This window comes from Methylobacterium sp. B4, assembly GCF_003201865.1.
In the GTDB taxonomy this organism is placed as follows: Bacteria; Pseudomonadota; Alphaproteobacteria; order Rhizobiales; family Beijerinckiaceae; genus Methylobacterium.
Genome location: NZ_QJJJ01000025.1, coordinates 39,452 through 59,782, shown reverse-complemented (window position 1 = coordinate 59,782; position 20,331 = coordinate 39,452). Strand labels below are relative to the sequence as shown.

Annotated in this window: 22 protein-coding genes and 1 tRNA gene; 6 read left to right on the top strand and 17 right to left on the bottom strand. The window is 70.6% G+C overall.

The window, feature by feature from the left end; all coding sequences use genetic code 11:
* Positions 1-70: 70 nt before the first annotated feature.
* Complete coding sequence (locus BY998_RS20720) at positions 71-1,849, bottom strand: site-specific integrase (RefSeq protein ID WP_110353582.1); 1,779 nt, start codon at positions 1,847-1,849, stop codon at positions 71-73.
* A 117-nt stretch (positions 1,850-1,966) separates the two neighbouring features.
* A tRNA-Gln gene (locus tag BY998_RS20715) sits at positions 1,967-2,040 on the bottom strand.
* A gap of 300 nt (positions 2,041-2,340) precedes the next feature.
* On the opposite strand from BY998_RS20715, the gene BY998_RS20710 reads away from it, so the two are divergent.
* Entirely contained in the window at positions 2,341-3,060 is a 720-nt protein-coding gene (locus tag BY998_RS20710) for a cytochrome c biogenesis protein CcdA (RefSeq protein WP_110353581.1), read from the top strand.
* A gap of 25 nt (positions 3,061-3,085) precedes the next feature.
* Here BY998_RS20710 and BY998_RS20705 read toward each other — a convergent pair whose 3' ends face one another.
* From BY998_RS20705 to BY998_RS20640, 14 genes are all read right to left on the bottom strand, one after another.
* A complete protein-coding gene (locus BY998_RS20705; RefSeq protein ID WP_110353593.1) occupies positions 3,086-3,766 on the bottom strand; it encodes a response regulator transcription factor in 681 nt (226 codons plus the stop codon).
* A gap of 32 nt (positions 3,767-3,798) precedes the next feature.
* Positions 3,799-4,383 carry an MxaH protein gene (locus tag BY998_RS20700; protein ID WP_110353580.1) on the bottom strand — a complete coding sequence of 195 codons (585 nt, stop codon included), beginning with the start codon at positions 4,381-4,383 and terminating at the stop codon, positions 3,799-3,801.
* Positions 4,380-5,324, bottom strand: a complete 945-nt coding sequence (locus tag BY998_RS20695) for a YncE family protein (RefSeq protein ID WP_110353579.1) — start codon at positions 5,322-5,324, stop codon at positions 4,380-4,382. Before BY998_RS20695 ends, BY998_RS20700 begins: the two co-directional genes overlap by 4 nt.
* A complete protein-coding gene (locus BY998_RS20690; protein ID WP_110353578.1) occupies positions 5,321-5,863 on the bottom strand; it encodes an SRPBCC family protein in 543 nt (180 codons plus the stop codon). The genes BY998_RS20695 and BY998_RS20690 overlap by 4 nt, the downstream gene beginning before the upstream one ends.
* Positions 5,863-6,885, bottom strand: coding sequence for a vWA domain-containing protein (locus BY998_RS20685; RefSeq protein WP_110353577.1), 1,023 nt, complete (start codon positions 6,883-6,885; stop codon positions 5,863-5,865). The genes BY998_RS20690 and BY998_RS20685 overlap by 1 nt, the downstream gene beginning before the upstream one ends.
* Positions 6,882-7,517 carry an MxaK protein gene (locus tag BY998_RS20680; RefSeq protein WP_110353592.1) on the bottom strand — a complete coding sequence of 212 codons (636 nt, stop codon included), beginning with the start codon at positions 7,515-7,517 and terminating at the stop codon, positions 6,882-6,884. The genes BY998_RS20685 and BY998_RS20680 overlap by 4 nt, the downstream gene beginning before the upstream one ends.
* Entirely contained in the window at positions 7,517-8,590 is a 1,074-nt protein-coding gene (locus BY998_RS20675) for a vWA domain-containing protein (RefSeq protein WP_110353591.1), read from the bottom strand. Before BY998_RS20675 ends, BY998_RS20680 begins: the two co-directional genes overlap by 1 nt.
* A 5-nt stretch (positions 8,591-8,595) precedes the next feature.
* Entirely contained in the window at positions 8,596-9,534 is a 939-nt protein-coding gene (locus BY998_RS20670) for a nonribosomal peptide synthetase MxaA (protein ID WP_110353576.1), read from the bottom strand.
* A 5-nt stretch (positions 9,535-9,539) separates the two neighbouring features.
* Entirely contained in the window at positions 9,540-10,397 is an 858-nt protein-coding gene (locus BY998_RS20665; RefSeq protein WP_110353575.1) for a DUF58 domain-containing protein, read from the bottom strand.
* Complete coding sequence (locus tag BY998_RS20660; RefSeq protein ID WP_110353574.1) at positions 10,394-11,425, bottom strand: MoxR family ATPase; 1,032 nt, start codon at positions 11,423-11,425, stop codon at positions 10,394-10,396. Before BY998_RS20660 ends, BY998_RS20665 begins: the two co-directional genes overlap by 4 nt.
* A gap of 226 nt (positions 11,426-11,651) precedes the next feature.
* Positions 11,652-11,942 carry a methanol dehydrogenase [cytochrome c] subunit gene (locus BY998_RS20655; RefSeq protein ID WP_110353573.1) on the bottom strand — a complete coding sequence of 97 codons (291 nt, stop codon included), beginning with the start codon at positions 11,940-11,942 and terminating at the stop codon, positions 11,652-11,654.
* Between the two features lie 129 nt (positions 11,943-12,071).
* Positions 12,072-12,665 carry a cytochrome c(L), periplasmic gene (gene moxG / locus BY998_RS20650; protein ID WP_110353590.1) on the bottom strand — a complete coding sequence of 198 codons (594 nt, stop codon included), beginning with the start codon at positions 12,663-12,665 and terminating at the stop codon, positions 12,072-12,074.
* 126 nt (positions 12,666-12,791) lie between these two features.
* Positions 12,792-13,697, bottom strand: a complete 906-nt coding sequence (moxJ, locus tag BY998_RS20645; protein ID WP_110353572.1) for a methanol oxidation system protein MoxJ — start codon at positions 13,695-13,697, stop codon at positions 12,792-12,794.
* A gap of 261 nt (positions 13,698-13,958) precedes the next feature.
* Entirely contained in the window at positions 13,959-15,839 is a 1,881-nt protein-coding gene (locus tag BY998_RS20640; RefSeq protein WP_110353571.1) for a methanol/ethanol family PQQ-dependent dehydrogenase, read from the bottom strand.
* A 370-nt stretch (positions 15,840-16,209) separates the two neighbouring features.
* Here BY998_RS20640 and BY998_RS20635 point away from each other — a divergent pair, with 370 nt between their 5' ends.
* Together BY998_RS20635 and BY998_RS20630 are read left to right on the top strand one after the other, a co-directional pair.
* A complete protein-coding gene (locus BY998_RS20635; protein ID WP_110353570.1) occupies positions 16,210-17,091 on the top strand; it encodes a serine protease in 882 nt (293 codons plus the stop codon).
* 165 nt (positions 17,092-17,256) lie between these two features.
* Positions 17,257-17,454: a hypothetical protein gene (locus BY998_RS20630; protein ID WP_110353569.1), complete on the top strand. Its 198-nt coding sequence runs from the start codon at positions 17,257-17,259 to the stop codon at positions 17,452-17,454.
* A gap of 171 nt (positions 17,455-17,625) precedes the next feature.
* Here the strand turns inward: BY998_RS20630 and BY998_RS20625 are convergent, their stop codons facing one another.
* Complete coding sequence (locus BY998_RS20625; RefSeq protein ID WP_110353568.1) at positions 17,626-18,360, bottom strand: DUF4336 domain-containing protein; 735 nt, start codon at positions 18,358-18,360, stop codon at positions 17,626-17,628.
* 344 nt (positions 18,361-18,704) lie between these two features.
* Between BY998_RS20625 and BY998_RS20620 the strand changes: the two genes are divergently transcribed.
* From BY998_RS20620 to BY998_RS24505, 3 genes are read left to right on the top strand one after another with little or no spacing between them, the layout of a single operon-like run.
* A complete protein-coding gene (locus tag BY998_RS20620) occupies positions 18,705-19,604 on the top strand; it encodes an MBL fold metallo-hydrolase (RefSeq protein WP_110353589.1) in 900 nt (299 codons plus the stop codon).
* 10 nt (positions 19,605-19,614) lie between these two features.
* On the top strand, positions 19,615-20,157 hold the full coding sequence (locus tag BY998_RS20615) for a DUF2243 domain-containing protein (RefSeq protein ID WP_110353567.1): 543 nt from the start codon (positions 19,615-19,617) through the stop codon (positions 20,155-20,157).
* Positions 20,154-20,324, top strand: a complete 171-nt coding sequence (locus BY998_RS24505; protein WP_181425580.1) for a hypothetical protein — start codon at positions 20,154-20,156, stop codon at positions 20,322-20,324. Before BY998_RS20615 ends, BY998_RS24505 begins: the two co-directional genes overlap by 4 nt.
* Positions 20,325-20,331: the final 7 nt, after the last annotated feature.

The window sequence follows — 20,331 nt, the reverse complement described above, 5'->3', positions numbered from 1 at the left end:
ACACCCACCGAGTTCATCCTGAATGCCTGGACGAAAGAGCCCAATCGCTTCAGGATCAACCCGTCACACCTCATCCCGGGACCATACACCTAGGCAGCTTGACCCCTATCGTGATCGCCTCGATTGCCTCACGCATCTGCACCAGCGTTGAGCGCTTGGTGTAGCGCGCAGTCTCGCCGGGCGTGGCGTGACCCGTGACGTGGTCGATCACCGCTGGCATCACTCCGGCCTGGTGCATCAGCGTCGTCGCGGTGTGCCGGAACGAGTGAAAGTCGAGTCCGGCCCGGTAGACCCCGACGTCGCGGCGGTAGCGCGTGAACCACTTGGTGAAGGCGTGACCCAGGCGTGCGTCGGCCCCGCCACGCTCGAGACCAGGGAAGACCCGTAACTGCTTGATGCGGCGCTGACGGTCGACGTGGCCGAGGAAGCCGAGGCGGATCAGCTCGGAATGAATCGGCACGCGGCGCACGGCGGTCGCGTTCTTAAGCTTGCGCGGGGGCCGGTCGTTGATGTCGATGAACCAGACGTCCTCGTCCTGGCGAATATCCTCAACGTGCAGCTGGCAGATTTCCTCCTGACGCATACCGGTAAACACGGCGATCAGGGGCAGCCAGAACTTCTCGTCGCGTAGAATGAGGCTGCCCGGTGTGGTGCGTCGGGTCGGCGATGCGCAGCCAGTCCAAATCGGCGTCGCGAACAGGCGGGCGAGCTCGGCCCGCTCCCACATGTCGCGCTGCTCGCTTGGTTTGCGAGTGGCCGCGAAGCGATGGCCGGAGAAGATGTTCTCCCTCGCTTCACCTTCTGCCACCGCTGCCGTCCAGAGGGTGGACAGAGCCGAGAAGTGGCGTTTGACGGTCTTCTGCGTAATGACTCCGGCACGAGACCCCTCCGGCAATGCCGTGTAGGTTTTCAGAATTGCCTCGACGCCCAGGCCGCGGTAGCGCGGGTGCTTGCCATAGTCGCCGGGCAGGCGTTCGACGCGCTCGCGGAAGCGCCCGGCATCCTTGCGCGTATAGACGCCGAGGGGTTTGTCGCCGCACACGTCGGCGAACAGGCGGTAGGTGGCGCTGGCCTGCGCCGCGGTCTGATTGTCCCAGCGCTTCGTTTCGACCTGCTGGGCGCGGAAGGCGTTCCCACGCTCGACGAACGTGGGCTCTGCACCGGGGACGGCCTCGTCCCTCTCGGCAGTCGGCGGCGCCGGGGTGGCTGATGGTGCCGTCTCTGCTGTCGGGGCCTCTGCCGGCGTCGGCCACTGCTTCGGCTGTGGCTCGGCAAGCGTAGCCTTCAGAAGCTTGTCGCGCGGCTCGTAGTTGAAGTCGCCCTCGTAGCGGGCCTTCAGCGCTTCAGAGAGGTCGATGCCAGCGCGCAGCATCGCCTGCTTGGCTCTGGCCGCTTCCGCAGGCGCCAGATCCCGGATGGCGATCCCCTGACGCTTCAGCATCATCTCGGCGACGAAGGCCGCCTCGTCGAGGCGGTTGCCGGCCAGCGCCGCGCGGCCCTTGGCGACCATCGTCGCGTACTGTGTGACTCGGGCCTCCCGTACGCCCTCAGGCAACGGCCCACGGGTAAGCCGGCCGGCGTTCTCGTCGGTCAGCATCGTGTCGTAGAAGTCGCGGACGAGGCGGGCGATCTGGTCGTCGGTCAGCATCGGCGTAGCGCGCAGGGTCGAGAACAGCTCTTCCGCCGCCACGTATAGCCGACAGGCCCTGAGCTTGGCAGCGCGGATATCGCCCGTTCCGAGGCTGCGCACGAGTTCGTGGCGGCCGAGACGCTGCCGAAGGTCGGCCGGGATGCGGCGTCGGAAGTGGAAGGTGCGTCCGCGCTGGACGACGTTGGCGACGAAACCCAAACCGCGCTCCCGCCGTCCGCGCGGACGGTCTGTGTAGCAGCGGTGTGTAGCAAAGTGCTCAGACCGCAGGGCGGTTCAGCAAAATCGTCAGCGTCTGCAGTGGTTTAGGTCGCTAGATGGCTGGGGGACCTGGATTCGAACCAGGACTAGCGGAGTCAGAGTCCGCGGTTCTACCGTTAAACTATCCCCCACCGGAGCCATCGGCGCTCCAGCCTGTTCGGGCTGGACGGCGGAAACGGAGATCGTTGACGAATCCCCGCGCTCGGCGTCGGCGTCAGATAGGCTGAGCCGGGCGCCGCGTCAACATGCGAGCGCACGCGATCGTGTCGTCGTGTCCGGGCTGCGGCCGCGGCCGGGTTCCGCTATCGCCGGATGCGGTGTCGTCGAGGGAAATGGAATGTGCGCGGTGAGGCCTTGCGAACCGGCGCTGGTCATGGCCCGGCCAACGGTTGCCGGCCCGGATCGCGCCGCGGCCACCGGGAACTGAGACGATGCTCCTCACCCTCGGCCTCGCCTTCCTCGCCGGGCTCCTGTCGGTGCTGTCGCCCTGCGTGCTGCCCCTGCTGCCGCTGGTGCTGGGCAGCGCGGCCTCCGAGCATCGCCTCGGACCGGCGGCGCTCGCGGCGGGGCTGGCCCTGTCGTTCACCGGGATCGGGCTGTTCGTGGCAACCGTCGGCTTTGCTCTGGGGCTCGACACGGACCTGTTCCGGACGATCGCGGCGTTCGGGCTCGTGGCCGTCGGGCTGGTTTTGCTGGTGCCCGCCGTGGGAGACCGTCTCGCCGCCGCCGCCGGTCCGCTCGCGGATCGCGCGGAGCGCCGTTTCGGTGGCCGATCGAGCGCCGGCCTCTCCGGACAGTTCGGCGTCGGCCTGCTGCTCGGCGCCGTCTGGGCGCCCTGCGTCGGTCCCACCCTCGGGGCCGCCTCGCTGCTCGCCGCGCAGGGGCGCGACTTGCCCGCCGTCGCCGCGACGATGGGCGCGTTCGGCCTCGGCGCCGCCCTGCCGCTGCTCCTGCTCGGCAGCCTCTCCCGGGGCCTGCTGCTGCGCGCCCGCGGGCGGATGATGCGGTTCGGCCGGGGGCTGAAGGCGGGGCTCGGGCTGCTCCTCGTGGCCACGGGCCTGTTCGTCGCCAGCGGGCTCGACAAGCGGCTCGAGACGGCCCTGGTCGAGGCCTCGCCCGACTGGCTGACGGCGCTGACCACCCGCTTCTGAGGCGCGCCCGGCGCGCATGGCGCCGTTACAGCAGCGCGTTGCGCCGGTTCACCGCGATCTGGACCAGCCCGGCGCGGGATTCCACGCCGAGCTTCCGGCGCATGCTGGAACTGGCGTTGATGATCGTGCGGTAGCTCACCGCCATGGCGTTGGCGATCGCCTCGTAGGATTTGCCCTGGCTCAGGAGCGACAGGATTTGCAATTCGCGGGCGCTCAAGGTGGCGAGCGGGGCAGGGCGGGCGCTGCGGTTCAGCATGGCCACGTCGGTGGCGAGCGCGTGAGGCAGGTAGCCCTGCCCGGTATGGACGGCGTCCAAGGCTTCGAGGAAGGCGTCGGGCCCGGCATCCTTCAGAGCGAAGCCGAGCGCCCCGCTCTCCAGCGCCCGCGAGACGAGCACGGGGTCGGCATGCATGCTGAAGACGAGGATGCGCGCCTCGCCGTCGAGCGCCCGGATGCGGCGGATCAGCGAGAGCCCGGACAGGCCGTCGTCGCGAAAGCTCAGGTCGGCCACCACGAGGTCGGGCCGGTGCCGGTGGAACAGGCGGTAGCCGGAGACGATGTCGGCGGCCTCGTAGACCGTGCCGACGCCCGCCGCCTCGGCCAGCCGGCGCACCCCCTGCAGCACGATCGGGTGGTCGTCGACGACGAGGATCGCCGCCGGGCGTTCCGGCACCGGCCGGCGGGCGGAGGCACGGCCCTCGCTCATGCTCGCGCTTTTGCTCGCGCTTTTGCTCGCGCTCACGGGCGCTCTCCCGACCGCTCCTGCGGGGCCGCGTCCGGCTTGTCCTGCGGCGGCTCCTGCGGCCGCTCCCGGGCTGCGAGCCGCGCGAGGGCGGTGGCGTGGTCGGCGCCCTGGGCGCGGGTGTTGTAGTAGTGCTGGCACATCTCGCCGTAGAGGCTCTTGTGGCGACCGCGCAACGACGCGATGGCACCGAGGCCGTCGATCAGGCCGCGATAGGGCTCCGGCTTGCCGATCTCGGCGAGCATCTGCCCGAGCTGCACGGTCCGGTTGGCGATCATGCGCCTGTCTTCCACGAAGGCGCTGCGCGCCCTGTCGAGGGAGTCGCGCAATCCCCTGACCTCGGCGGCCTCAGCCGGCAAGGGGCGTCCCGCCTCGCGGCCCGCGAGCCAGCGGGCCGGGTCCGTGCCGTCGGTCGGGGTGAGCCAGTCGGGCAGGTGGTCCTCGGCGGTGGAGGCGACGACCTGGCCCTCGCCCGCTGCCGAAGACGTCTCACCCGACGATGTCTCGCCGGCGGAATCGCCGCCGCGGTCGCAGGCGGAAAGGATCAGCAGGGCGGCGAGCCCGGCTGCGAGCGGCCTCATCGCGTCTCCTCCTTCGGGGAAGGCTCGGCCGCGACGGCGAGGCTGCGCGGCCCCTCGGCGACCGTCAGGCGGGTCACCTCCTGGAGCGTGGCGAGGTCGATGACGGAGACGCTGTCGGAGAACCAGTTCGCCACGTAGGCCCTCCCTTGTGCGATGGCGATGCCCTCCGGGTAGCGGCCCACCGTGACGGTCGCCGCGAGCGCGAGCGTCCCCGCGTCGAGCACGGTGACGGTGCCGGCATGCTGGTTGGTGACGAGAATCCGCGCCCCGTCCGGGCTCACGGCGACGCCGTAGGGCATGGCGCCGACGGGCACCGTGGCCAGCGCCTCGAGCCCTCCCGTATCGATCACGGTGAGGTCGTTGCTGCGCACGTTGCCGACGTAGAGGCGGCGCTCGTCCGGGCTGAGCGCCAGGGCGAAGGGCGCGGTGCCGACGGGGATCGTGGCGAGCCGTGTCAGGCGCGCGGCGTCGAACACACTGACCTGATGGCTCTCCCGGTCCGCGACGAACAGGCGGCCGGCGCGGTCGAGGACGAGGTGGGCGGGGTCGCGGCCGGTCGGCGCGGAGGCTTCGAGCGTCCCGTCCGCGGCCGCGATCCGGTCGATGCGGTGGCCGGACCAATCGGCCGCGAACAGAGTCCTGCCGTCCGCCGAGGCGGCCAGCCCGAAGGCCTGACCGCGATAGGGAAGGCGGCGCAGCACCTGTCCCGTGGCCCCGTCGACCACGGTGATCGCCTGCCCGTCGGGATGGGTGAGGAAGACGAGGCCGCCGCCCGCCGCGACCGTGGCGGGCGCCCCCGCGACGCTCGTGCTGCCGGCGACCTTGCCCGCCTCGACGCGCGTGAGCTGTGCCCCCTGCTGGCTCGCGACGTAGACCGTCCCGGCCTGCGCGGGCAGGCCGACCAGGGAGAGGAGCAGGGACAGCGCGGCGCGGCGGATCATTTGGCCTTGCCGCCCTCCACGGCCGCCTTGAGGCCCTTCAGCCCTTCCGAGAAGTAGGTGTTCATCGCCGCCTTGCCGGCCTCGTCGCTGAGATTCTCGGGCGGCTCGTTGCCGGTGTCGCCACGGTAGAAGCGGCCCATCCACTCGACCTTGGCGCCGTCGCCCTCCGGGCTCACCGTGAAGGTCGCCGAGTAGGAGGAGACCGGCAGCGCCTTCAGGTCCGGCTCGCCCATCCGGTAGGAATAGCTGCGCGCCTCGGGCTTGTACTCGTCCAGGCTCTCCTCGAGCGTGCCGCCGCTCTTGAGCGTCACCTTCCGGGTGCCGCCGTCCTTGCTGCCGCTGCCCTCGGCCTTGGCGACCGCCGGGTGCCACTTTCCGATGCCGGCGAAGTCGCCCGCTACCTTCCAGACGGCATCCGGGCTCGCCTTGATCGTGATCGACTGGGAGACCTTCTGCGGCGTCGGGCCGTGGGCGAGCGCGGCGGTCGCGGTGAGTGCGAGAGGCAAGGCGATGGGAAGAACGAGGAAGGACAGACGCATCAGGACATCCTGCTGGGGGTGAAGGAGGCGGCGCGCGCCGAAAAGGCGCCCGCGAGGAAGACGGCCAGCACGAGGGCGAGCGCCGCCGCGCCGAGGAAGGGGCGCAGATCGAGCCGGCCGGGCAGGGGACGGGGCGTGGCCGCGGCAAGGAGCGGCGCGCGCAGGGCGTCCGGCCCGTCGAGATGGGCGTAGGCGAGGCCGGTCTGGGCGGCGAGCGCCTTCAGATGCGCCTCGCGCACGGAGGAGAGATGCTCCTCGCCCTTCGCCGCGGCGCCGCCGAAGGGGGCGTTGCGCGGGTTGTAGCCCTCACGCGCTTCGGCATCCGCCGGGGGCGGGCCGAAGCGGTTCTCCTGCTGCACGTCGGTCTCGGCGTAGAAGCCGGTCTCGCGGCCGCGGTCGTTGTATTTCGGGATGGGCGAGAGCGCGTAGCCGCCCGCCCCCACGATCAGCCCGCGCACGGCGCCGGGCTTGCCCTCGAAGGGGGGCAGGCCGCTGGCGGGGAGCGGCGGCGTCTCCTGGCCGTCGGAGAGGAAGAGGAGATCGGCGTCGAGGTCGCCCGCCATCGCGACGGCGCGATGCAGGCCGGCGCTGATGCGGCTGTCGCCCTCCCAGGCCATGCGCCAGTCGAGCGCCGCGATCGCCCCGTCGAGGGGCGCGAACTCGGCGCAAACCTCGATCGGCGTGAACAGCAGGAAGGGCCGCCGCTCGGTGAACAGCGCCAGCGCGAGCCGGGAGCCGCAGGGCAGTTCGGGGATCAGGCGGCGCAGGGCCGCCTTGGCGGTGTCGAGCCGGCTCGCCGGGCGCCCGTCCAGGGCGTAGTCGCGCACGTTCATGCTGCCGGTGATGTCGACCACGGCGAGCACCGAGACGCCCGACCGGGTGAGCGGCACGGGCGGCAGGACGATCGCGAGCACCGCGAGCAGCAGCGCCGCGGCGAGCGCCTGGAAGCGGCGGTCGCGCAGGTTCTTTGCCAGCGGGAGCTGCGCCAGCGGACCGGGCGCCGATGGCTGGACCGGCCTCATGGCCCGCCCCGCGGCTGGCCGGGGATGTCGGTCCAGATCTGCTTGGGCTCGGCCTTCAACTCGTCGCCGAACTTGCGGTCGAACTCGGGAAAATCGCGGATCAGGCGCGAGGCCACGTCGAAGTTGAACTTCGCGTCCCAGAACTCCGGACGGGCCTGGAGCGCCCGGCGGTAATCCTGGCGGGCGAGCGTGACCTGCGGCCCCGCCTTGTCGAGTTCGCTGCGCTCGATCAGCCGGAAGGCCTCCCGGATGCGGGCGTTGGCGGCGACGTAGCGGGCGCGGGCGCTCGCGCCGGCCGCGCCGCGGCGGTCGAGGCTCTCGATCAGCGGCTCGGTCTCGCCGAGCCGGTCGCGGACGGCGAGGAAGGCGATGCGCGCGACGAGGAGCCCGTCGGCCGCCTCCGGCGCGACGGCGACGTCGCGGCCCGCCTCCAGCCTCGCGATGTCGGCATTCGTGCGCGCGGCGTTCCAGGCCGAGAGCCCGAAGGCGAGGGCGGCCCCGAGGAACAGGATCGGCAGCACCACGAGCAGGTGCGGGCGGCTCGCGCCCCACGCCCCGCCCAGGCCCGCGCGGAGGCGGGCGCGCCAGGGGAGGGGAGCGGAAGAGTCGGCAGGTGCGAGGGCGTGGGGCATCATGCGGCGGCCGTCCTCGGTGCGGCGTCGCGCGCCGGCTCGGGAGCCCGTTCGGCCGCGGGCGCGGCCTGTACGGGCCGGCGCCCGAGATCGGCCTCGGCGAGCTTGGCCAGCACGAGGAGGAGGAGGCCGAGCGCGGCCGCGCCGTAGGCCCAGCCCGTCAGGTCGCGGCGGGGGCGCTCCTCGGTATAGGGGATCGGATCACGCTCCAGCGCCTCGATCTGGCGCACGGCGCTGGCCACGGCCTCGGCCCCCTCCGCCTCGAAGGCGCGGTAGGGCACGCCGAGGCTCTTGAAGAACAGGTCGAGATGGCGCTCCGGCGCGGCCTGGGGCGTGTCCTCGCCCGCCGGCTTGTCGGAGATCGAGGGCGAGCCCTTGGTGCGCAGGAACAGCCAGTAGAGGTTCGGCCGCACCCGGGCGAACTCGGCGCGCAGCTGCGCCTGGATGCGCGGGTCGATCACCGCCGCGCCGTCGGAAACGAGCAGGAGGGCGCGCGAGACCCCGGGCACGCCCGGCCCGAACTGCGACAGCGCCATGCCGAGGCCGCGGGCGACGTTGGTGTAGTCGAGGCCCGGCCGGTCGATCGCGGAGATCGCCGCGCGCACGGCCGCGTGCCGGTCGGTCATCGGCACGACGAGCATCGGCGCCGTGGAGAAGGCCGTGACGGCGAACTGGTCGTGGACGCGCTCGCCCACGAAGTCGCGCAGGATGCGCCGGGAGGCGGCGGCCTTCGACTCCTCCGCACCCGAGGGCTGCCGGCCGGCAAAGGTCTCGTTCATGCTGCCGGAGCGGTCGATCAGCATGGAGACCTGGGCGCCGATGCCGGTGCGGGTCACGCGCTCGCCGGCGCGGTAGGGTCCGGCCAGCGCCAGGATCAGCCCGCCGACCGCCAGCATCCCGGCCGCCGTCAGGACGATCCGCAGGCCCGCGGAGAGAGGATCCTCGGGCACGGCGGCGATCGAGGGCAGCGCGTTGCGCCGCGCCACCGAGAGGGCGAGCGGCAGCAGCGCCACGGGCAGGCACCACAGCAGCCAGGGCGTGGCCGCGCCGAGCGAGGAAAGAAGCGCCAGCACGGGGCTCACGCGCTCCGCTCGAGCGCGCCGAGCCGGCGCAGCAGGGACTCGGCCTCGGGCAGGGGCAGCCGCGCCGCGGCCCCCGCGCCATCCCGGCCGAAGAAGGCCAGCCGCGAGGCGGCGAAGAAATCCTGCAGGGCCCGCGCCTGCGCCCGGAAGGCCGGGTGGCGGCCCAGGAAGTCGGGCAGGTCGTCGGCGAGCACCCGGCGGCCGTCGGTGGCATCGAGGCCGCGATGCAGGGCAAGCAGCGCCTCGCGGTAGAGGGCGTCCCCCTGCTGATGCCGCTTCAACCGGCGGAAGGCCTTGAGGGCGAGCGCGAAAGGCCGGCCACGGCGCCTTCCGAACATCCCCCAGGCCCGGTCGCGGGCGAGCAGCAGCCCCGCCGCGGCGGCCAGGACCAGGGACGCGGCGGCCGAGGCGAGCGCCGGCTGCGGGTCGAGCCGGGGCGCGCGCCCATCGGGCCGCAGATAGTCGGCCGGGTCGTCGCGCCGCTCGGGCTGCACCTCGCGGAGCGGCGAGACGCCGATCTTCCAGGCCGGCACCTGCGCCACGGCGGTGGTCGATCCGTTCGTGCCGGCGCTCTCGACGGTGACGGGAAAGCCGGGCACTTCGAGGGCGCGCGCGTCGAGGGCGACGTAGAAATCCTGATAGGTCAGGCGCAGGCGGATCACGTGCGAGCCGTCCGCGCCCCGGCTCTCCTCCGTCGTCACGTCCCGCAAGTCGAGCCAGTAGGTGACGGGACCGGGCTTCGGCAGGGAGGGACGCTGCAGGGAAAACCCCGGATCGGTGCGGATCTCGGCCTGCACCTGCACGAGATCGCCCTGGAAATAGCCGAAGGCCCGCGGCGTGCGCAGCTCGACGCCGCGCACCTGCGCGAGCGCCGGCGCGGAGGCGGGCAGGGCGGCCAGCGCGAGGAAGAGGGGGAGGGTGGGGAGCGCGCGCATCGCTCTCACGTCGTCATCAGGTGGCGGCTCAACGCTTCCGCGTCGAAGCGGTCGGCGAGCCGGAAGGGCGGGCGGGCGAAGGGCGCGCAGATCCGGCGCAAGGCCTCGACGCGCTCCGCCTCGCGGGCGATCCAGCGGCGGCGCAAGGAGGGGCGCAGAAAGACGAGGCGGCGTCCGGCGCCCTCCAGATCGTCGAGTTCGGCCAGGCCCCAGGCGGGCAGGCCCTCGTCCTCGGCCGCGTCGGCGAGCAGCACCGGCGTCACGTCGTGCAGGGCGAGCGCGGCGAAGACCGCCTCGATCAGCGCCTGCGGCCAGCGGAAATCCGAGACGAGGAAGACCAGCTTCGGGCGCCCCGCGAGGCGGCGGGCGGCCTCCAGCAGGCCCTCGGCGCCGCGCCCGTCGCAGGTCGCCTCGCCGAGGCGCGCGACCGCGGCCTGGGCCGCCGCGCGGTGGCGGGTCGCGGGAAGCGTGAACGCCTCGCGCAGGGCGGCATCGCAGCCGATCAGCCCGAAGCCGTCGCCGATGCGCGTGGCCGAGCGGGCGAGCGCCGCGCAGAAGGCCTGCGCCAGCCCGAGCCGGTCGGCTCGGCCCTGGAAGCGCATGGAGGCGGAGAGATCGACGAGCGCCCAGGTCTCGACGGGCGTGCGGGTCTCGAACCGGCGCACCACCACGCCCTCGAACGGGTCTCGCAGGGAGGCCCGCAGGTCGATCCGGCGCGCATCCGGCAGGCGCAGGAAGGCGACCTGATCGCGGAAAGTGCCGAGTCCGCCGGCATCGCGCCCGCGATGGGCGCCGACGCGGTGTCCGCCCGGCCGCCAGCGCGGCCAGTAGAGGATGTCGGCCCCGTCCTCAGGGCCGCTCACGGGGCGGGCACCGTCTCGAACACCGCGCGGATCAGGTCGGGCACGATCTGCGCGCGGCGCATCTCGTAGACCGGTTCGAGGAAGACGCGGTGGGCCATCACCTCGGGGAAGACGGCGCGGATATCCTCCGGCACCAGCCAGTCGCGGCCCTCCAGCCAGGCGCGAACGCGGGCGGCGCGCACGAGGAAGGCCACGCCGCGGGGCGAGGCGCCGCCCTGCACGAGGCGCTCCATGTCGATGCCGGGAAGGCGGATGCCGGCGGGGCCGGGGCGCACCAGCGCCTCCCACAGGCCGACGACGTACGATTCGATCGCCGGTTCGGCCCGGATCGCGTGTTGGATCGCGCCGGCGATGGTGCCGATGCGATCATGATCGAGCACGCCGGCCTCGACCTCCTCGGTCAGCCGGTCGGTGTCGTGGAAGCGGGGATCGAACACGAGGTCGCGCCGCGCCTTGGCGTCGCGGGGCGCCTCCATGCCGATCTCCATGAGGAAGCGGTCGCGGGCGGCGGCCGGCAGCTCGAAGGTCTCCTCGCGCTCGACCCGGTTGCGGTCGGCGAAGACCTGGAGGTTGGGGAAGCGATACTCGCGGTTGAAGGCGGAGACGCTGCGCTCGGCCATGATGCGCAGGAGCAGGGCGTGGACCTGGGGCCGGGCGCGGTTGATCTCGTTGAAGAAGAAGACCGAGAGGTCTTCCGCCTGCCGCAGCACCGGGCCGGGCTCCACCCGCGGGCGCCCGTCCTCGCCGAGATAGGTATGGTAGATCAGGTCGGTGGGCATCATGTCGACGGTGCCCTCGACGCGCTCGTAGGCGCCGCCGAGGCCCCGGGCCACCGCGCGCAGGAGCGTGGTCTTGCCGACGCCGACATCGCCTTCGAGCATGACGTGGCCGCGGGCGAAGATCGCGATCGTGAGCAGGCGGATCGCCCGTTCCTGGCCGACCACGGCCTTGCCGATCGCGCGCTCGAAGCGCGCGGCCGCATCCCGCCAGTCCGTGAGCATGGCGTCGCCGGGGGGCAAGGTGTTCATTCGCCGTTTCGGCCTTCGTTTCTTGTTTGGGGACGTCGTCGCGCAACGAAGCCGCGTCTTCCCTTCCCCTCTGCGGAGGGAGGATGGCGCCCGCAGGCGGTCGGGTGAGGGGGACCCGGCTTCCACTGGATCGACGCCAGTCGAGAGCGGCACCGTCGCGCGCTCCCCCTCTCCCGCCTGCTCCGCAGTCACCCTCCCCCGCAGGGGGGACGGGTGACGCGCATCGTCAGTTGGCCGAGATCTTGCTGACGTCGTATTCGAACTTGCCGGTCTTCTTGAAGTTCTCGACGCGCTTCTTGTTGCGCTCTTCCATCTGCTTGATGGAATCGGCCTGCTTGTTCAGCTCCTTGGGATCGTGCTTGGGATCGTACTTGGAGCCGGCGATCTTCTCGGGGAAGCCGGGCTTCGGCTCCCAGCAATTGCCCGGCGCCTTGCACTTGGTGCCGTCATAGGCGAGCGCCGGTGCGGCGATCCCGGCAAGCGCGACGGCAGCGGCGGCGATGAGAGTGGCCTTCATGGTTTCCTCCACTTTATGAGACGTGCTCTTTTTGGGGCTTGCTCTTTCCGGGGATGTCGCCGCGCGGCTCGATCCCCGGTCCGCCCCCTCGATCGCGCCGGTTCGAGGCCGGCCCGAAACCCGAAAGGATCACTCCTCCAGCGGCTTGCACTGGCCCTTGGCGTCCTTCGGGATGACTTCGCCCTGCTTGTAGGGCGTGTAGGCCTTCTTCTGCTCGTCGTTGAGCCAGACCGCATCCTGCTTCGGCCCCGTGTAGAGGTGCCGGATCCAGGCGATGGTCTGCAGCATCTCGTCGGGCGTGAGGTTCTCGTTGTGCGGGCCCATCATGCCGTTGGCGCCGCCGAAGATGGTCGCGAACAGGCCGACATCCGTCGTGTTGGAGGGATAGGTCCAGTAATTGTCGTTGAGACCCGGCCCGAGCTTGCCCTCCGCGAGGTGGCCGTGGCAGCCCGAGCAGGAGGTCGCGTACAGGCTCTCGCCGTTGCGCAGGCAGGACTTGTCGTCGATGTAGAGGTTCTCTCCGGTCTCGAGGAACTTCTTCACCGCCGGGGTGTCGCGCCCGCCTTCCTTGCCCTGCGTCACGTCGAGCGCCTCGCCGGTCACGGTGTTGCGGAACACGACGCCCGTCTGCGGCCCGGACTGGGGCTGGGCGAACGCGGGCAGGGCGACGCCGGCAAGCACGAGGCCGAGCAGGGCGGTTCCGATCGTTGTGCGCTTCGTCATTGTCTTGTTCTTGTTCCTCATCGCAGTGCCGTTCTTCCGGCGGCTCGGATTTCCTCGCCGAGCGCCCGGTCGCGGCCGTCCCCGCGCGGGGCGAAGGCGGCGCGGCGGGCGCTTGGCGGGTGACGCTCAGTTCGAGGCGGGCAGCACGGGCACGCCCTCCTCCTTCAGGATCGCCTCGATCTTCGGCTTGGCCCGCTCGATCGCCGCGTCGATCTCCGCCTTGAGGGCGGTGTCGTCCTTGCGCACGCCCATCGACTGGTCGAAGCTCTGCGGCATCTTCCGGCCGTCGCTGGTCTGCGTGTCGTCGGGCACCGGGGTCATGCGCAGCTTGGTCGAGGAATCGCGCACGTAGCGGGCGACGTCCGGCGCGAAGGCGACGCCGACCTCGGCCTTGGACGAAGCGACCTCGCTCACCATCCGGGCCGGGTCGATCTGGGTGTACTGGTTGCGCGGCGCGCGGAAGTTCACCAGCGAGTAGAGGTAGGCCATGTCCTCCTCGTAGCGGCCGATATCCTTGAGCATCGCCTCGCCGGGCGTGCCGAAGCCGACCACCATGTGGCTCACGTCCTTGAGCCGCGGATCGGACCAGGACTTGATGTCGAGATCCTTGTCGGCGCGGGTGAGGAAGACGTAGCCCGAGCGGTAATAGGGCTTGCTGGCGAGCACCCGGGGGTCGTCGGAATCGAGCCCGACCACCACGTCGCAGGTCTTCTTCTCCAGCCCGTCGCGCACGAGGTAGATCGCGGGCTTTCCGATCCAGACGAACTGGGCTTTACGGCCCATGGCCTCGGCCACGGTCGTCGCGATGCGGTTCTCGAGCCCGGTGCCGTCCTTCATCGAGAGCGGCGCCTGCTCGGCGGCGCAGACGCGCAGGGTGCCGGGATCCGGCTTGGCAGGTTCCGATTTGGCGGCCTCCGCGGCCTTCGGCTGCTGCGCCAGGGCAGGCGCAGACAGGGCGGCCAAAGCCGTCACGGCAGCGGTGAGGGCGACGGCCGATGCGGCTGCACGGCGGCGTCCGTTCACGAGCGACATGGGTTCGTTTCCTCTGGCTTATTCTTATGAGATCTTGGCGCGGGCTTTTTCGGCTTGAGACCGGCCCTTGGCGCATCTCCCGTGCAGACGCCTCACCTGCGCGACCTTGGCTGCACGGGGCGAAAATCTGCGGAGAGGGATTTAGGGTGGCGCGGACCGTCACGGGCCGCTTCGGCCCGCACCACCTCGGCCCTGCCCCTCTCCCGGACGAGCCGGGGGAGGGGAGGTTCGTGACTGCCGACGGGCAGGTTTTTTGCAGTCTTACTTGGCGGCCGACTTCCACTCGCCGACGTTCGGATCGTCGTAGGGACCCTTGCCGTCGAGCGAGAACACGATCACGCCGCCGCCCATCTGGGTGTAGTTGGCGAGCTTCTTGAAGGCGCCCACCGCACCGAGACCGGCGGTCGGGTCGGCGAGGTCGAACACGAGGCCCACGCCCGGCCAGCCGCCGACGCCGTAGTAGATGGCGACGTACTGCGTTCCCTTGTGGCTGTAGGTCATCGGGTAACCGATGGCGCCGGACGGGATCTTGAACTTCCAGAGAAGATCGCCGTTGTCGGAATCGCGCGCCTTCAGGTAGCCGTCGAGCGTGCCGTAGAAGACGAGGTCGCCCGCGGTGGCCATGGTGCCGCCCCACACCGCGAATCGCTCCATCTTCTCCCACTTATAGTCGCCGGTGATCGCGTTGTACGCCTTGATCTGGCCGAGACCTTCGTAGTTCTGACGGTCGCCCTTCGGGCCCGGATACATGTTTAGCGTCGCACCGACGAAGAACTGACCCGCACGATAGGGAAGCATGAAGGGCTCCCAATCCATGCAGATGTGGTTGATGCCCATGAAGAAGAGCTCACGCTTCGGATCGTAAGAGTCGTGGCCCTGATTGTGGTAGCCCATCGCCGAGGGGCAGATGTCCTTGGCGAGGTGGTCCATCCGGGTGCCGTATTCCGGATCGCGCACCGGCTGGCCGGTCTTCAGATCGACCGATTTGAACACGTTGACCGTGTCGTCGAGCTTGTTGGCCGAGACCAGCGAGCCGTCGGTGCGGTCGAGCGTGTAGACGATGCCGTTGCGGTCCGGGTGGGTCAGCAGCTTGCGGGTCTTGCCGTCCTTGTCCTTCTGCTCGGAGAGCATCATGACGTTGACGCCGGCGTAATCCCACTCGTCGTGCGGGGTCTTCTGGTAGCCGAACTTGGCCTCGCCCGTGTCGGCGTCGCGGCCGAAGATCGTCATCGTCCACTTGTTGTCGCCCGGACGCATGGTCTCGTTCCACGGCGCCGGGTTGCCGGTGCCGAAGTAGATCAGGTTCGTGCCCGGATCGTAGGCGTACCAGCCCCAGTTGGTGCCGCCGCCGATCTTCCAGGCGTCACCCTCCCAGGTGCCGGTGCCGAGGTTCTTCTGGCCGTAATGGGGATTCTTGATGTTGAAGTCGGAGGCCAGCAGCAGGTCCTTGTCCGGACCCGTGGCGTAGGCGCGCCACACCTGCTCGCCGGTCTTCACGTCGTAGGCGGTGAGGTAGCCGCGCACGCCGAGCTCGGCGCCCGAGGAGCCGATGATCACCTTGTCCTTCACGACGTAGGGGGCGATGGTGAGCGTCGAGCCGACCTTGATGTCGGAGTTCTCGACCTTCCACACCGTCTCGCCGGTCTCGGCGTTGAGTGCGGCGACGTTGCCGTCGAGCTGGGTCTTGAGGATCAGCGCCGGGGTCTTGCCGTCGCCGGGCCAGTAGGCGAGGCCGCGGTTGACGAGATCGCAGCAGGCGACGGCGCGGGCGGCCGGGTTCTGCTTCGGCTTGTCCTGCCACAGGATCAGGCCCGGATCGTCGAGGCCGAGGGCGAAGGTGTTGTTCGGGAACGAGGTGTGGATGTACATCTTGCCGTCGACGACGAGCGGCGCGCCCTCGTGACCGTTCAGCAGGCCGGTGGAGAACGTCCAAGCCGGCCGAAGCTGCTTCACGTTGCTCTTGTTGATCTGCTTCAGCTCGCTGTAGTTATCCGAATCGTAGTTCTTACCGGGCATCACCCAGTTTTCGTCTTTTTTCGACAACTCAACGAGCTTGTCGTTGGCATATGCTGCGCTCGAAAGCGCGGCCGGCGCGAGCGCCAGCATAGCCAGGGCCGAGACCGACGTCACAAACCTGCTCATCCTGCGTCTCCTCACTCAACCGCCTCGCCTTTCGGCCTCGCGGTATCTCTCAGACGATCTTTCTGAGGTCCGGGTCCGCCACGAAGTCCTTCGGAGTGCCACAGGCTAGATCTAAAAGGTGACCTAGATCAGTGCGGTCTTATGAAAGACTTATTAGCGCCCCTTCGCCTATAATTTCTAGGCTTTGATTGGAGAAGAAGTCTTTAGCTGGTCGGACATTTCTTGTCGGGACGATAAGGCAATTCTAAAAGTGAGAAGACGTAGCGACGCAGGCACTTAGCCGTCGCTTGACCGCCGCGGGAGGTCGTCGCACCACTATCGGTAACGGGCACGACCAAGCGGCCCGGCGCAGGCGGGAGGCTGGTCGGTGATGGCGCAGGGGCGGCGCGTTCTGGCAGTCGGTGGCGCGCTCGTGCTCGCCGCCCTCCTCGGGGGACCGGTCACGGCCGAAGACGATGCGCCGCACCTCTCCACCGGGGCCGCGCCGGGGTCGGGCAGCAATCTCGGCATCGTGATCGAGACTGCCGCGCTCTATCCCCAGGACGGACGGCGCGATCTCACCGGAAGCGACCGGGCACGGTTCCCGGGAGCGGGCGTGCTCTGGTGCCGCCGCTCCGACGGCGTGCCGCAGAAAGCAGCGGCCGCTTGGCTGATCGGCACGCCTTCTCTCGTCATGCTGAACGCGCACAACTTCCGCAACCGGCAGCTCGAAACCACGCGGCAGGTCGGCGATTGCTACTTCCAGATCGGTGGACGCAATTACGACTTCGTAAGCGACAGCCTGCATCTCGGCGTCGCCGCGGACGCGACGCGGCTTCACATCACCGATGACTGGGCCCTGCTGCGCCTCGCCCAGCCCGCCGAGGGCCCGCGCCAGCCCGTGCCGCACATGCCCCCGGATCTCGCGACCGGCGACCTCTCGCTGCCCGTCACGTTGGTCGCCCCCGGAGGCCACCAGAACTACCGGGGCGACAGCAGCCTGGAGACCTGCACCGTGCGGCGCATCGACCCGCCGACGGAAGGCGGGACACGACGTGCCCGCCACGATTGCAACGACGGCTACGGCGGCTCGGGCTCGGGGTTGTTCGACGAGGCGGGCCGCCTGATCGCCATGCAGAGCGCCTCGCTCTCGATGAACTCGCGCCACGCCTTCGATATCGAGTTCCACTACGGCTCCGCCCTGCTCATCGAGGGCGCCCTGCTCGACGCCTTGAAGCAGGCGCAGCGGGAGGAGGCGCCGCAGGCACGGTGAGTTCCGACGCGTCCCGAAGGTGGCCGTTGAACCTTGGGGACAGGGTGATTTGCTGTGGACGGCGTGCCGCCCCTTACCCCCGCCCGCGGCATCTGGACCCGGAACACCGGCAGCGGAGCCCGGTTGCCCGGGCTTCCACTCAAGGAATCGCGAGAGGACGTCCGCATGTCGAAGCATCTCAAGACCGACACGCCAACCGACGCCGACCTGAAGGGCAATCCGGGCATCGGGCAGTCGAAGGGGCTCACCGGTGTCGACCCGGCGGAGTTGGAAGGCGATTCCACCTTCGAGGGTGATGTCGAGAACGAGACGACGCCGGAAGGTGGCGTGGATCCCGCACACCGCGGCCGCAAGAACGCCTGAGGCAAGAAGAACGGCTGAGTCAAGAACGGCTGAAGCAAGAACGCCGAGGGATGTGCGGGACGGCCTCGTGCGAGATCCGATCGATTGCTTCGCAATGCGGATTTCGTGCTGCGCTCGAGCGCCGCGCGGGCCCGTCGAGACGGCTTCCGCTCGGCTCAAGTGGGAGCCGTCTCAATCGAGCAGCCAGCGCAGGGAGCGGCGCAGTTCGGCGGTCCCGTTCCGGTCGAACCAGGCGCCGTGGCTGAACACGACCCGCTCGGGCGCCAGCGCGACCAGCGCGGCGGCGGCGCGGGCCGCCGTCCGCTTGCGCAGCGAGACGACGAGGCGGAGGTAGATCGGCGCCCGCCCGTCCGGCGCCGTCGCACCGGCGAGCCGCAGGAGCGGCCGCATCGGCAGCGGCAGCTTCCCGGGTTCCAAGTTGAGCACGAGGTCGGTCAGGATCAGCGTCGCCGAGGCGGCGTGGTGGAAGGCGACCTCCCGGAAGCCGAAGCCGCCGGGCACGACGACTTGCGTGAGATCGCCGGACCATTCCGGCGGCGCCGCGTCGGCGAGATCCCGGTCGAGGCGCAGGCCGGCCCGCTGCACCTGCCGGCGCTGGCGCAAGTTCGGCGCGGCCCAGGTGAGCGCCTGCGGGCAGTGGCGCTGCCATTCCTTCAGGTAGGTCCAATGGGCGACGTTGGGCGCGACGAGGTGGCGGATCGGCCCCAGCGCCTCGATCGTACGGTGCAGGCCCGCGTCGTAGCGGGTCGGCGAGTGAAGCCAGATGCCGCCGTCGGCCAACCGCACCACCGTCATCCGCACGGGCAGGGGCAGGCCGGCGGCGCGGATGGGACCGCTGTCCACGATCCACAGGCCGAAGGCGACGGGCTTGAGCACGTCGAGGGGCGGATAGGTCGGATCGCTCACGGCATCGGGCTCGGTTCGGAGGAGGGGAGGGCGACGATCATGAACGCAGGGCTCGACCGCCGCGTGACACACTTCCCAGAGCGCCTCGACCGGGAAAAGCGGGGCACCGGCCGCCCCTGGCGTGCCCGGCACCCACAAATGCCGGGCGGGTACGGCAGCGTACTTCCTCGCAAACCCCCGCGTCCCATCAAAGTTTCGGACGGATTCGAACGAAGAGAAGTCCCCCGTTTTTCGTGCTTGCCGCCGAGGAACAAAGCTTTTCGACCCCGTCTTCCCCGTTGTGACGATGCCGCCCGGCCGGACAGGCCTGCCGGCTGCCCCCTATCCTTGCGAAGGAGATGGCCGTGGCGCAGCAGATCCCGATCAGCCGCCAAGCCCGCGCCGACGACCCGCGTGCCGATGCCGAGCGCGACGACGGCACCCACGAGATCGCGCCCGATCTCGCCTACCGGCGCGTGGTCCTGGTCAACGTGGTGTTCCTGGGCGCGCCGGGGGCCGGTGACCGCAACTGGACCCTGGTCGATGCCGGCATTCCCGGCTCGAAGCGCGCAATCCGCGAGGCTGCCGCCGCCCGCTTCGGCGAGGGCGCCCGCCCGGCCGCCATCGTGCTCACCCACGGCCATTTCGACCATGTCGGCGTGCTCGAGGATCTGGCGGCGGAGTGGGACGCCCCGATCTACGCCCACGCGCTCGAACGTCCCTATCTCGACGGGCGGGCGGCCTATCCGGCACCCGACCCGAGCGTCGGCGGCGGGCTGATGGCGCGCATCGCACCGCTCTATCCGACCGAGCCCGTCGACGTGTCGACGCGCCTGCACACGCTGCCGGCCGACGGCTCCGTGCCGCCGATGCCGGGCTGGCGCTGGCTTCACACGCCCGGCCACTCGCCGGGCCACGTCTCGTTCTGGCGCGAAGCCGACGGCAGCCTGATCGCCGGGGACGCCTTCGTGACCACGGCGCAGGAATCGGCCTACGCCGTGGTGACGCAAGCCCCAGAGGTGCACGGGCCGCCGATGTACCTCACCCTCGACTGGCCGGCCGCGGGCGGCTCGGTGCGAAGCCTCGCCGCGCTGAAGCCGGAGCGCGCCGTGACCGGCCACGGGCGTCCCCTGCACGGCCCGGAGCTTCGCCGCGCCCTCGACGCCCTGGCCCAGGATTTCGAGCGCGTCGCCGTGCCGGAGGGCGGACGCTACGTTCAAACCCCGGCGCGGGCCGAGGACGGCTCCGCCTACCGGACGCCGTGAGGCCGGTTCGATGAGGGAGGGGCAGGGTCGGGTCGAGCCGGCGGGGACGGAGGGACGGCCGGGTGCCGACTTTCCGGTCGTGGCGGGCGTGCTGTTCGGGCTCGGGCTGGGCGGTTTCTTCGACGGCATCGTGCTGCATCAGGTGCTGCAATGGCACCACATGCTGAGCACGTGGTACCCGATCACCTCGATCGAGAACCTCGAACTCAACACCCTGTGGGACGGCATCTTCCACAGCGCGACCTACGTCTTCGTCGTGCTGGGCCTGTTCGTGCTCTGGCGCCGGGGACGGGGGCGCACCTCGAGCTGGTCGAAGCAGGCGCTCGCCGGCAGCCTGCTCGTCGGCTGGGGCAGCTTCAACCTCGTGGAGGGGCTGATCGACCACCAGTGGCTCGGCGTGCATCACGTCAACGAGCGGGTGGACCGTGAGCACTGGTTCCTCTGGGATCTCGGCTTCCTGGCCTGGGGGCTCGCCATGCTGCTGTCCGGCGTCTGGCTCCTGTGGCGCAGGCGCGGCCGGAGGGCGGTCGCTCCGACCGCGTTGCGGCGATGAGCGGGTCGGGCACCCGGACCGGGCCGCGCGGCCTGCAGCGTGCGTGGCCCTGGCTCGCGCTGACCGTCGGCCTCGGCCTCGCGACCATGCCGGCGTGGCGGGTGCTGGCCTTCGGCGTCCGGACGAGCGTGGAGGACCTCTTGCAGATCCGCTGCCTGCCGTGGTGAGCGCCTG

What these genes read in the sequence shown, in the direction of transcription:
- BY998_RS20710 (WP_110353581.1), top strand. Translation starts at nt 2,341, where the DNA reads ATGCTCCTCACCCTCGGCCTCGCCTTCCTCGCCGGGCTCCTGTCGGTG.
- BY998_RS20705 (WP_110353593.1), bottom strand. Translation starts at nt 3,766, where the DNA reads ATGAGCGAGGGCCGTGCCTCCGCCCGCCGGCCGGTGCCGGAACGCCCG.
- BY998_RS20700 (WP_110353580.1), bottom strand. Translation starts at nt 4,383, where the DNA reads ATGAGGCCGCTCGCAGCCGGGCTCGCCGCCCTGCTGATCCTTTCCGCC.
- BY998_RS20695 (WP_110353579.1), bottom strand. Translation starts at nt 5,324, where the DNA reads ATGATCCGCCGCGCCGCGCTGTCCCTGCTCCTCTCCCTGGTCGGCCTG.
- BY998_RS20690 (WP_110353578.1), bottom strand. Translation starts at nt 5,863, where the DNA reads ATGCGTCTGTCCTTCCTCGTTCTTCCCATCGCCTTGCCTCTCGCACTC.
- BY998_RS20685 (WP_110353577.1), bottom strand. Translation starts at nt 6,885, where the DNA reads ATGAGGCCGGTCCAGCCATCGGCGCCCGGTCCGCTGGCGCAGCTCCCG.
- BY998_RS20680 (WP_110353592.1), bottom strand. Translation starts at nt 7,517, where the DNA reads ATGCCCCACGCCCTCGCACCTGCCGACTCTTCCGCTCCCCTCCCCTGG.
- BY998_RS20670 (WP_110353576.1), bottom strand. Translation starts at nt 9,534, where the DNA reads ATGCGCGCGCTCCCCACCCTCCCCCTCTTCCTCGCGCTGGCCGCCCTG.
- BY998_RS20660 (WP_110353574.1), bottom strand. Translation starts at nt 11,425, where the DNA reads ATGAACACCTTGCCCCCCGGCGACGCCATGCTCACGGACTGGCGGGAT.
- BY998_RS20655 (WP_110353573.1), bottom strand. Translation starts at nt 11,942, where the DNA reads ATGAAGGCCACTCTCATCGCCGCCGCTGCCGTCGCGCTTGCCGGGATC.
- moxG (WP_110353590.1), bottom strand. Translation starts at nt 12,665, where the DNA reads ATGACGAAGCGCACAACGATCGGAACCGCCCTGCTCGGCCTCGTGCTT.
- moxJ (WP_110353572.1), bottom strand. Translation starts at nt 13,697, where the DNA reads ATGTCGCTCGTGAACGGACGCCGCCGTGCAGCCGCATCGGCCGTCGCC.
- BY998_RS20640 (WP_110353571.1), bottom strand. Translation starts at nt 15,839, where the DNA reads ATGAGCAGGTTTGTGACGTCGGTCTCGGCCCTGGCTATGCTGGCGCTC.
- BY998_RS20635 (WP_110353570.1), top strand. Translation starts at nt 16,210, where the DNA reads ATGGCGCAGGGGCGGCGCGTTCTGGCAGTCGGTGGCGCGCTCGTGCTC.
- BY998_RS20630 (WP_110353569.1), top strand. Translation starts at nt 17,257, where the DNA reads ATGTCGAAGCATCTCAAGACCGACACGCCAACCGACGCCGACCTGAAG.
- BY998_RS20615 (WP_110353567.1), top strand. Translation starts at nt 19,615, where the DNA reads ATGAGGGAGGGGCAGGGTCGGGTCGAGCCGGCGGGGACGGAGGGACGG.
- BY998_RS24505 (WP_181425580.1), top strand. Translation starts at nt 20,154, where the DNA reads ATGAGCGGGTCGGGCACCCGGACCGGGCCGCGCGGCCTGCAGCGTGCG.